The organism is Bradyrhizobium sp., assembly GCF_019242285.1.
GTDB lineage: Bacteria > Pseudomonadota > Alphaproteobacteria > Rhizobiales > Xanthobacteraceae > Bradyrhizobium.
On the sequence record NZ_JAFAVV010000863.1, the window covers coordinates 1 to 11,016 of the forward strand.

Sequence of the window (11,016 nt, forward strand, 5' to 3'; positions counted from 1 at the left end):
TTCGACGGCGGTCAATACGAAGAACTCAAGGTGCCGGATGTGCCGGCAGATCCGCTGCGCTTCCGCGACGAGCGCCGCTATTCCGACCGCATCAAGGATGCTCGGACCAAGACCGGTCTTCAGGATGCTGTGAAGCTCGGTACCGGCATGCTCGACGGGCTTGCGGTCACCGCCGGCGCGCAGGATTTCGACTTCATGGGCGGTTCGCTCGGCATGGCCGCCGGCGAGGCGATCGTGCGCGGGCTCGAGCTCGCGGTCGAGAAGAAGGCGCCGTTCATCATGTTCGCCGCGTCCGGCGGTGCGCGCATGCAGGAAGGCATCCTGTCGCTGATGCAGATGCCGCGTACCACGGTCGCCGTGCAGATGCTGCGCGAGGCGCGCCAGCCCTACATCGTCGTGCTGACCAATCCGACCACCGGTGGCGTCACCGCCTCCTACGCCATGCTCGGCGACATCCATCTCGCCGAGCCCGGTGCGCTGATCGGGTTCGCCGGCGCGCGCGTCATCGAGCAGACCATCCGCGAGAAGCTGCCGGAAGGTTTTCAGCGCGCGGAGTACCTGCGCGATCACGGCATGGTCGACATGGTGGTGCATCGCCACGACCTGCGCCCGACGCTGGCGCGGCTGTGCCGCATCCTGACCAAATCCCCGGCATCGCAGGCGATGCCCAAACCCGCGCCGATGATCGCCCCGCCGGCCGAGATCGTCTCGGCACCGGAGATGGCGCCGGCCGTGCCGCTCGCGTGAGCGCGCCCGCTGCTTCACCGCAAAGTGCGCCGGCGGACGTGATCGCACGGCTGTCGGCCCTGCATCCGAGGCGCATCGATCTCGGCCTCGACCGCATGCATCGCCTGCTGGAGAAGCTCGGTCATCCCGAGCGGCGGCTGCCGCCGGTGATCCATGTCGCGGGCACCAACGGCAAGGGATCGACGGTCGCCTATCTGCGCGCGATCCTGGAGCGGGCCGGGCTCAAGGTGCACACTTTCACCTCGCCCTATCTGGTGCGCATCAACGAATGCTTCCGTCTTGGCCGCATCGGCGGCGGCGTGCTGGTGTCGGACGACGAGTTGACCGAGGCGCTGACGCATTGCGAGCGCGTCAATGACGGTGAGCCCATCACCTTCTTCGAGGCCAAGACCGCGGCAGGGTTCTGCCTGTACGCCGAGAACCCGGCCGATGTGCTGCTGCTGGAGGTCGGACTGGGCGGCCGGCTCGATTCGACCAATGTGATCGAGCGGCCATTGGCCGCCGTGATCACGCCGCTCGGCATGGACCACGTCGAATATCTCGGCGACACGCTGGCGGCGATCGCCGGCGAAAAAGCCGCGATCATCAAACGGAACGTGCCGGTGGTCGTGGCGGAGCAGCAACCGGAGGCGATGGCGGTGATCGAGGCCGAGGCGCGGCGCCAGCGCGCGCCCTTGTTCGCCGCCGGTCGGCAATGGCATGTCGGCGTCGAGTGCGGGCGCCTGGTCTATCAGGACGACCGCGGCCTGATGGATCTGGCCGCGCCACGGCTGTTCGGCCGCCACCAGTTCGACAATGCGGGACTGGCGATCGCGGCCTTGCGTGCGATCGATACTCCGAAACTCCCGCACGCGGCCTTCGAGGGCATCGTCAACGCCGACTGGCCGGCGCGGATGCAGCGGCTGTCCTCGGGCGGGCTGATCTGCCTTGGCCCGGTCGGCTCGGAAATCTGGCTCGATGGCGGCCACAATGCCGATGGCGGCCGCGTCGCCGCCGCCGCGCTCGGCGATCTCGAGGAGCGGGTGTCGCGGCCGCTGGTCGTGATCGCCGGCATGATGGCGAACAAGGACGCCTCGGCCTTCCTTGCCAATTTCGCCGGGCTGACGCGCCACATCATCGCGGTGCCGATCCCCGATCAGCCGAACGCGATGCCGCCGGACCGGCTGGCGGACGCGGCGCGCGGGCTCGGCATGCGGGTCGAGATCGCCGACGGCATCGAGGCTGCGCTGCGCCGTCTCGTCGGCCTTGCCTACGAGATTCCGCCGCGCATCCTGATCACCGGCTCGCTCTATCTTGCGGGTCCGGTGCTGGCGCTCAACGGTACGCCGCCGGCGTAGCCGTCACGCCAACAGCTTCATCGGGTCGGCCGCCTTCTGCCGGAGCTGGTCGAAGGTGCATTGCTGCGGCGCCTTGTCCGGCCGCCAGCGCAGGATCGAGGTGCCGTGGCGAAACCGCTCGCCGCTGAAATGGTCGTAACCGACCTCGGCGACGAGTTCTGGCTTGAGCGGACACCATCTTGCCGAGCGCTCGGTGGACCAGCGGCTCGGGCCGCCGGGCGCGTTGCCGGTGAAGCCGGGCTCGGCGATCAAGGGTTCGAGCTTTGCGGTCAGCGCCGGCTTGTCCTCCTGCTTGATGGCCGAAGAGAAGCCGACGTGATGCAGCAGGCCCTCATCGTCATAGAGGCCGAGCAGCAGCGAACCGACGACCTTGCGGCCGTGCAGCCGGTTAGTCGCGTAGCGGAAGCCGCCGACCACGCAATCGGCGCTGCGGAATTTCTTGATCTTCTGCATGCCGTCGCGGTTGCCGGCCTGGTAGGGCAGGTCGAGGCGCTTGGCGATCACGCCGTCCGAGCCGCCGCCGGATTGGGCCAGCCATTTCTGCGCCTGGGCATAGCTCGTCGTGACAGGAGACAGGCGGAAGCTGCGGTCGGATTTGAAATTGGCTTTGGCGAAAGCATCGAGCAATGGGCGCCGCTCGCGCAGCGGTCGCGTCGCGAGCTTGGGTGTCTTCGTTGTTGCCAGCAGATCGAACGCGAGAAACAGCGCCGGCGTTTCGGCCGCCAGCTTCTTCACCCGACTAGCCGCGGGGTGGATGCGCTGGAGCAGGTCGTCGAAGGAGAACGACTTGCCGTGCGGCACCACGATCTCGCCGTCGAGCAGGAAGCGCTCCGTTTTCAGCTTCAGTGCCGCCGCGACCAGCTCGGGAAAATAGCGTGCCAGGTCCTCACCGGACTTCGAGCGCAGGTCGACCCTGCTGTCCTGGCGCGTCAGCAGGCAGCGGAAGCCGTCCCATTTCGGCTCATACTGCCATTCCTCGCCACGCGGGACGGCATCGACCGAGCGCGCGTCCATGGCGGTCAGCCTGTCGGATCGCGTCGCGGGTTTTCGGGAGGGTGGCAATGACGGATGCTCCAGAGCGATGAACACGTCATTCCAACGCAAACGGCCGGCGAAATCGCCGGCCGCTCGGTCAAATAAAGCTCGTCCAGGGCGGTATCAGACCGCCTGCGAAATCCACTGCTGCAGCTTCGCCTTGGGGGCGGCGCCGACCTGGCGGGAGGCCATCTCGCCGCCCTTGAAGATCATCAGGGTCGGGATCGACATCACGCCGTATTTCGACGCCGTCTTCGGGCTCTCATCGACATTGAGCTTGACGATCTTGACCTTGTCGCCCATCGCGCCGGAAATCTCGTCGAGCGCGGGCGCGATCATGCGGCAGGGGCCGCACCATTCGGCCCAGAAGTCGACCACGACAGGGCCTTGCGCCTTCAGCACCTCGGCTTCGAAATCGGTGTCGGAAACCTTGCCTACAGCCATCGGAATAACCTCGTCAGTTTCGGGAAGGGCGCGGAAGAATCGCGCCGGGATCGTGCGTGAAACGTATGAACGGCCTGTTGCCGGGTCAAGTTCGCGCCCTAGGATGCCAGTTCCGCGTCTAGCGCGTGTGCCGAAATCTCCATGAAATCAGTGCTTTCTGTCCAGAGCAGCGCGGCGCGGACGACAAGCTGGGGATAAAGCTTCCGCAGCATCGCGCGGTAGAAGGCGAGCTGCCGGACATAGGCCTGCGGCGCGTCGGCGGCGCGGGCGGGCGGGTTATGGTTGGTCTTGAAATCGACGATCAGGACCTCGGCATCGGTCACCACCAGCCGGTCGATCTGGCCGGAGACCGCCGCCGGCGGCCGGCCCGGCAGCTCGATCCGGCCGACGATCGACACCTCGGCGCGACCGGCTTCGCTGAATACCGCGCCGAATCGCGGGTCGCCGATCAGGGCCAGCACCTTGTCGGCCAGCGCGGTGCGCTCCGCCTCGCTCCAACCATCGGCGTTGCGCGCCAGGAATCTCAGCGCGGCGTCGCGGCGCCGCTCGGAAGCGAGGTCGGGCAGCGATTGCAGCAGCCGGTGCACGAGCGTGCCGCGCTGGATCGCCTGGGTGCGCGACGGTGCGGCCGCATCGCCCGCCCGAGGCCGATACGATCCGTCGCCGGCCTGCGACGGCCGCAACAGTCCGGCAGGCGCGGGCGTGTCCACGGGCTCGCGCAGCCAAGACGGCAGCGCGGGCGGCGCGCTCGCAGCCGCGGCATCGGCTGCACCTGCATCGAAGACGGCATCCTCGGGCCGGCAATAGCGCGTGACCGGGTCCTCCGGTGGTCCGGCCGCCTGCTTCTCGAGGCCGGAGCGCTCGAGGCCCCTCTCGATCAAGTCGTACCAGCAGGACGGCCGGATGCCATTGCGATTGCCGGGCTGGCAGCCGGCAACGACCAGGCGGTCGGCGGCGCGGGTCATCGCCACATAAAGCAGGCGGCGGTATTCGTGCTCGGTCTCGTCCAGCATTTTCTGGCGGGCCTCGGCCACCGGCGGCGGATCGTCGGCCTTGCGGCCGGCCCAGACCACGACCTCGCCGCCGTCCTTGTGCGGCAGATGGATCAGTCGCAGCCGCTGGGTGTCGGTCGGCGACGACGTGGTGTCGACCAGGAACACGACCGCGGCCTCCAGCCCCTTGGCGCCGTGCACGGTCATGACACGCACCTCGTCGCGCGAGATTTCCATGTCGCGCTTCACCTCGGTGTCGGCCGCGCGCAGCCAGGCCACAAAACCCTGCAGCGAGGCCGGCCCCTTGCGCTCGTGATTCAGCGCGAGCTCCAGGAATTCGTCCAGCGCGTCATTGGCCTCGTGCCCGAGCCGCTTCAGGATGCGCTGCCGCCCGCCTTCGCCGCCGAGCAGCCAGGCGTAGAACGCGAACGGCGTCTCCTCACGGAAGCGCTGCTCATAGCGCTCCAACCGCCGTAGCGTGTCGCGGAACTTGTCGGAGCTTGCGGCATGCTCGGCCAGCGCCTCGCGCAGCGTGCCCTTGCGCTCCCAGGCCAGCGCGAACAGGTCGTCATCATCGAGGCCGAACAGCGGGCTCTTCAACGCCACCGCCAGCGCGAGGTCGTCCTGCGGCAGCAAGAGCGCATCGGCGAGGTTCATCAGGTCGATGATGGCGATGTGCTCGGTCAGCTTCAGCCGGTCGGCGCCGGCGACCGGGATGCCGGCATGCTTCAGCGCCTGGATCACCGCGTCGAACACATTGCCCCGCCGCCGCACCAGGATCAGGATATCGCCGTAGCGCAGCCTTCGGCGGCCGTCGCGATGGCCGGTCTTGGTGCCGCTTTCGACCAGCCGCTTGATCTCGGCCTGGATGCGGCGCGAAAGCTTCACCTCCGGGCTGGTCGCGGCGACGCCGTCGAACGGCGCGCGCCAGCCCTCGATGTCCTTGCGCATATCGGCTTCCGCAAGTTTCCACAATTCGATCAGGCTCGGTCCGGCATCGGCGAGCGCGTTGTGCAGCGGATAGGTCTCCTCGGCATGGATGCTGCGATAGATGTCGGGCTCGCGGAACACCTGGTCGACCGAGTGCAGGATCGCCGGTCCTGAGCGGAACGAATAGGTGAACGAGACGGAATCGAACTTCAGCTTGGCGTCGCTGAACCTGCCGTGCAACTCGCGCCGCCGTTCGGCGAACGCGTGCGGCGCCGCGCCCTGGAACGAGAAGATCGACTGCTTCTCGTCGCCGACCGCGAACACGGTGCGGACCAGGCCGTTGCGGGCGCCGGCGCCGGAGGTGAACTCGTCGATCAGGTGGAACACGATGTCCCACTGCCGCGGGCTGGTGTCCTGCGCCTCGTCGATCAGCACATGGTCGACGCCGCGGTCGAGCTTGTAATGCACCCAGCCCGAGGAGATGCTGGCGAGCATTTGCAGCGTCTTGTCGATCAGGTCGTCATAGTCGAGCAGTCCGCGCTCCAGTTTCTCGCACCGGTAGTTCGCCGCGGCCGCGGTCGCGATGTAGAGCAGCGCGCGCGAACGATCGCGGGTGATCAGCGCGCGGCGCTGCTCGATCAGTGCCGGCAGGCGCGCCGCCTCCGCCTCAAACAGCCGGGCGGCTGATGGATTTTCGCGGCCGAAGGCTTTGGTCAGCACCGCCTTGCGCGGCGTCTTGTCGGTGTCGGTGATGAAGACGCCGAGATAGAGCTCGATCTGCTCGGCGCCGGCAGCCATGGCCCCGCGCAGCCGCGCCGCCTGCTCGCCATCGGTCTTGGCGCCGCCGTCGAGCACCTCGGCGATTTCGGCCCAGCGCCGCCGCGGCAGGAAAGGCCCGTCAACGATCTCGCGCTCGACATCCTCGATCCGGTCGCCCTCCGCCACGCCGAGCGCGGCGGAGACGCGTGCGGCCGCGGCTTCCGCGCTGCCGGCGCCGTCGGCGAACGCCATGAAGTGGTCGTGCGACAGGCAGGCCTCGCGCACCACGTCCTTGAAGGTGACGTCGGCGGCGCTCCCCATCGCGATCCGCAGCGCCTCTCCCGTGGCGCTGTTCGGATCGCGCGCGGCCTCCAGGAAGACCTTGAGGTTGGCGCGCTCCATCATCTCGGCCTGGTCGCGGTCGTCGAGCACGGCAAAGCGTGCCGGCACGTTGGCCTCGAACGGAAACTGCTGCAACAGCCGCGTGCACAGCGCGTGGATGGTCTGCACCTTCAACCCGCCCGGCGTCTCCAGCGCGCGGGCGAACAGTTCGCGCGCCGTTCGGCGCAAGTCCAGGCTCGACTTGGCGATGCCGACCGCGCGGATCGCGTCGTCGAGCGCGGCATCGTCGAGCGTGACCCAATGCCCCAGCGTGGTGAACACCCGCTCCGCCATGTTGGCAGCCGCGGCCTTGGTGAAGGTGATGCAGAGGATCTTCTCCGGCGGCACGCCGGCCAGCAAAAGCCGGATCACACGCTGGACCAGCACGTGGGTCTTGCCGGAGCCCGCATTCGCCGACACGAAGGAGGAGGCCGACGGGTCCGATGCGCGCGCCTGGGTCGCGCGCACGGCGTCGGGAATGGGACGCGGCGCCTTCACCATTCCTCCAGTCCCAGGCCGCCCGCCGCCGACCATTCCTTGATCCGCGCAAGGTCGTCATAGGTCCCGTAGCGATTGTTCCACATCGGCAGGTTGAGCGAGGTATAGGCCTGGGTCTCGTCCTCGAATTTCTCGACCAGCGCCTCGAGCTGCTGCCTTGCGTAGATCGCGGCCTCGTCCGGTGACTGCGGCGTCTCGTTCCTGATCTTCAATTCCAGCGACCGGTGCTCGCCGGGCGGGTTGTTGCCCGACAGCCGGACATAGGCGATCTCTCCGACCGAGGCGCCGGCGGGAATCCCCTCGAAGCCCCCCGCGCGCAGGATCGCCGCTTCCAGCGTGAGCTGCGGCGACAGCCCCATCCGCACCTGCTTGCCGGTCGGCGGCTGCCCGGTCTTGAAGTCGAGGATCGCGAAGCTGCCGTCGCTGCGGCGCTCGATGCGGTCGGCGCGCGCCACGAGATGGAAGCTGCGATCGGCGCCGAGCGGGATCGCGATCTCGCCTTTCGTTTCGGCCTCGATCAGGTCGATGCCCGCGCGGCGGGCCGTTTCCCAGCCGGCGAACCAGGCGGCGATCCGCTTGAAGCGCGGCCACCACAGCGCCTTGGCCTCCGGGCGCTCCATCAAGGGCGCGAAATGCCGCGCGCCGATCCGGATCAGCTCGGGTGCGAGAGGGTCGGGAAGGCGGCTGGCGAATTCGCGCGTGAACTCGCCGATCGCTTCATGGATCGCCGAGCCGCGATCGGCCGACGACAGCGGCATGTCGACCGGGTCGAGGGCCTCGAGCTTGAGGATGTGCCGGGCATAGATGGTGTAGGGATCGCGCAGCCAGTCCTCGATTGCGGTGACCGACAGCCGGGTCGGCCGCGTCGCGCGCGGCGGCCGCGGCTCGGGCTGTGCAATCGGCGTGACCCGCTCCGGCCGGTCCAGCGCCTCGGCGAGTGCGACGTATCTCGCGCCGGCCTCGGTCGCCGCCTGCCAGCGCTTTTCGCCCGCGACGGCCTCCAGCCGGTGCAGGAAGCGCGAGGCGACGGCCGGCGCGCCGCCGGCCTTGGCGCTGTGGCTCAGGATGACGTCGGCGTTGCCGGCAAGCTGCACGAAATCGTGGGCGGACAGGCCGATGCGCCGCTCCGGCAGATCGAGGCCAAGCTCATGGCGCATCGGCCGGCTCAGCCATGGATCGATCCGCGGCGCCGGCGGCCACACGCCCTCGATCAGGCCGCCGACGATGACGCGGTCGGCCTGCATCAAGCGCGATTCCAGCGGGCCGTAGATGTGGAATTTTGTGCCCGGCTTTTCCGGACGCCGCACCGCGCGGTCGGCGAAGGCGGTCTGGAACACCTCGGGATAATCGGGCAGCGGAACGATCACATTGCTGCGCGTGCCCTCGCCGGTGAGGTCGTCGAAGGCCTTCGCCAGCGCCAGCCCTTCCTGTGCCTCGAAGGCGGCGGCGATGCCGGCCTCGTCGGTCGAGAGCGCAATCAGGATCTCGCGGTGCCGCTCTGCCAGCTCGGCAAAATCCTGCGGTTTTGCCGCGGGCAGGGTTTCCAGCGGCGCCAGCGCCACCCGCAGCGCTTGGATCAGCGCATCGGCGCGGTCGAGCTGCCAGGGCTTCAGCCGCGCGCGGCGTTCGGCCCGGTGCAGCAGCGACACCTCGCTGCGGTCGAGCTTGGCGAGCTCGTCGCGAAAGCGCGCGAAGTCGCGCGCGAGTCCGGCGCTGCCGGCCTGCGGACGCGTGCCACGCAGCAGCGCCAGCTCCAGGGTCTCGATCGCGCGGCGATGCGCGCCCGGTGCCGCGCCGAGCCGGCACAGCGGGTGCTTCAACAGCGCCAGCAGCGTCGGCGGCTCCAGACCCCTCGCGACCGCCTCGGCCGCGAGGCGGGCGAACACGCCGGCCGGCGTGTCCATCAGCGCATCGCCGCCGGAATCGTCGAAGTCGAGATTCCAGCGCGTCAGCGCCGCCATCACCCGCCGCGCCAGCGCGCGGTCCGGCGTCACCAGCGCCGCCGACTTCCGTTCATGGTGCGCCTCGCGCAGCGCGACCGCGATCGCCAGCGCCTCCATCTCCGGGTTCGGCGCCCCGATCACGGTGAGGCGGGCCATGCCGGCGGCGATCCGGGCCGCGATGGCCGGCCGCGCCAGCCGGTCGTGCCATTGCGCAGTCGCGCGTGACGGCCGCATTGCTTCCGACAGCAGCACCTCGCGGCCGTTCGCATCCGGCCGGCCGAGGATACGGACATCTTCGCGTTCGATGCCGAACCGCTTCAACAGCGCATGCATGGCGAACTGCGGATGGTTCGAGGCGGGATGGGTGGCGAACTTCTGCTGTCCATCCCTGATCCCGCCACCCATGCTCTGCCAGGCCTCCTGGTCGAGATCGGTGTCGAGACCGGGCAGCACCACGGCGCCCTGCTTCAGCTTCGCCACCGCATGCAGGAATGTGGCCGTGGTCGGCATCGAGCCGGTCGAGCCCGCCGCCACGACCGGTCCCGGATGGCGCGCAGTCAGCCGCGCCGCCTCGGCCGCGATCAGCCTGTCGCGCCGCGCCGCCGGCTCGATCCTGCCGATCTCGTCGAGATAGCCGCGCCAGGCCTGCTGCGCGATCTTGAGGAATTTCAGCGAGAGCTGCCAGTACGGGTCGAGCTCGCCGGGCACCAGGCCCTCCAGCCTGTCCCACTCGACGCCGCGGGTCACCATGTCGTCCATCAGCCGCGCCAGGTCGGCGGCGAGCGCGAGCATGGAGGCCGGCCCGCCGACCACGAGCGGCGCCGACGCCTCGCTCTTGGCCCAGGCGCCGACCAGCCGCGCCAGCGTCAGCCGGCGCGCCAGCTCGCCGAGCCGGGGCGGAATGTCGAGCGGCGCGCGGCCGTCGAACGGCTCGGCCTCTTCCGCAAACGCCAGCTCGTCCTCGTCGATGTCGCCGAGGGCGACAATGCGTGGCAGCACCGCCGCGTCGGTGCGCAGCTCGTCGAGGAACCCCTCTCGCGCCATCCGCACCGCGCGCCGCGTCGGCAAATACAGCGTCGCTTCCGCGAGCCGCGCCGGATTCGTCCGCGCCTCGAAGCCGTCGACCAGCGCGCCGTCGATCAGCGCGCCGATGACGGTGCGCAGGAACGGTGCGGAGACGGGAACGCTGAACACGCGCATGACAGGCCTGATTCGTTTCAGGCCGGAATATAGGGCGGTATTTTGAGCGGGTCATGTCGGCGGGGTCGGATTTCCCCGCCTTGCAGGACGGGAATTCCGTGGCTGGAAAAGGCGGCCAACCGCGGAGGCCTTACGACGGGTGAAGCTGCCTGTACGCGATCTCCGCGATCGCGGCGGCGTTCGCGCTACCACCTGTCCCGATCTCGATGACCTTGCGAGCAACCATTTCGCAAATCGGATCGTCCCGGTCCACCAAATTCAATTTACGCAATGTAAGATTGAACGCAAGCATGAGCACGCGCTGCCGTTCCGGCGGCAACGGGTGGTTCGCGAGCAGGCGGGCGATCGGCACGTCGGGCTGTCCCTTGTACCGGCGAGGGTGCGATCGGTCCCTCAGCCGACACTTGCAGCGTGCCTGTCGTGCGATGGATCGTCAATAAAATAAGTAGTTCAATGCATTGACCGTTTCCGCCCGCTCGGAGATTCGTGCATTAACTTATGTGAATGTGCTTCGGCAGACTAATGAGCAACTGACTCATTGTGAGGGTTTGACGGATTAGGCGGGTGAGTGGATGGGCCAGCTCAGCAGGGGCGAACGCCTTCAGATCATGCTGTCGCCGAGCGAACTCCGCGCCGTCGATACGTGGCGTTTTGAAAAGCGCATGCCGAGCAGAGCTTCAGCGATCAGAGAATTGCTGAAGAGAGGCCTTGCGGCGGAAGGCTTTGCGGAAGCCCTCGATGGACAGAGAT

General features: G+C 68.4%; 7 protein-coding genes. 2 read left to right on the plus strand and 5 right to left on the minus strand.

Going from position 1 to position 11,016, the window contains the following annotated elements; genetic code table 11:
• Together JOY90_RS35510 and JOY90_RS35515 are read left to right on the plus strand one after the other, a co-directional pair.
• Nucleotides 1–747, plus strand: a 747-nt coding sequence (locus JOY90_RS35510; protein ID WP_291695749.1) for an acetyl-CoA carboxylase carboxyltransferase subunit beta, incomplete at its 5' end; no start/stop codon positions are given.
• Nucleotides 744–2,084 (plus strand): folylpolyglutamate synthase/dihydrofolate synthase family protein, encoded by a 1,341-nt coding sequence (locus JOY90_RS35515; protein WP_291695750.1) that lies wholly within the window; start codon nucleotides 744–746, stop codon nucleotides 2,082–2,084. The genes JOY90_RS35510 and JOY90_RS35515, both read left to right, overlap by 4 nt.
• A gap of 3 nt (nucleotides 2,085–2,087) precedes the next feature.
• On the opposite strand, the gene JOY90_RS35520 is transcribed toward JOY90_RS35515, so the two are convergent.
• From JOY90_RS35520 to JOY90_RS35540, 5 genes are all read right to left on the minus strand, one after another.
• Nucleotides 2,088–3,098, minus strand: coding sequence for an ATP-dependent DNA ligase (locus JOY90_RS35520; RefSeq protein ID WP_291695751.1), 1,011 nt, complete (start codon nucleotides 3,096–3,098; stop codon nucleotides 2,088–2,090).
• 144 nt (nucleotides 3,099–3,242) lie between these two features.
• Nucleotides 3,243–3,563 (minus strand): thioredoxin, encoded by a 321-nt coding sequence (gene trxA / locus JOY90_RS35525; protein WP_291695752.1) that lies wholly within the window; start codon nucleotides 3,561–3,563, stop codon nucleotides 3,243–3,245.
• Nucleotides 3,564–3,661: 98 nt separating this feature from the next.
• On the minus strand, nucleotides 3,662–7,126 hold the full coding sequence (addA, locus tag JOY90_RS35530) for a double-strand break repair helicase AddA (protein WP_291695753.1): 3,465 nt from the start codon (nucleotides 7,124–7,126) through the stop codon (nucleotides 3,662–3,664).
• Nucleotides 7,120–10,266: a double-strand break repair protein AddB gene (gene addB, locus JOY90_RS35535; protein ID WP_291695754.1), complete on the minus strand. Its 3,147-nt coding sequence runs from the start codon at nucleotides 10,264–10,266 to the stop codon at nucleotides 7,120–7,122. The genes addA and addB overlap by 7 nt, the downstream gene beginning before the upstream one ends.
• 130 nt (nucleotides 10,267–10,396) lie before the next feature.
• Nucleotides 10,397–10,618, minus strand: coding sequence for a hypothetical protein (locus JOY90_RS35540; RefSeq protein ID WP_291695755.1), 222 nt, complete (start codon nucleotides 10,616–10,618; stop codon nucleotides 10,397–10,399).
• Nucleotides 10,619–11,016: the final 398 nt, after the last annotated feature.

What these genes read in the sequence shown, in the direction of transcription:
- JOY90_RS35520 (WP_291695751.1), bottom strand. Translation starts at nt 3,098, where the DNA reads ATGGACGCGCGCTCGGTCGATGCCGTCCCGCGTGGCGAGGAATGGCAG.
- trxA (WP_291695752.1), bottom strand. Translation starts at nt 3,563, where the DNA reads ATGGCTGTAGGCAAGGTTTCCGACACCGATTTCGAAGCCGAGGTGCTG.
- addA (WP_291695753.1), bottom strand. Translation starts at nt 7,126, where the DNA reads ATGGTGAAGGCGCCGCGTCCCATTCCCGACGCCGTGCGCGCGACCCAG.
- addB (WP_291695754.1), bottom strand. Translation starts at nt 10,266, where the DNA reads ATGCGCGTGTTCAGCGTTCCCGTCTCCGCACCGTTCCTGCGCACCGTC.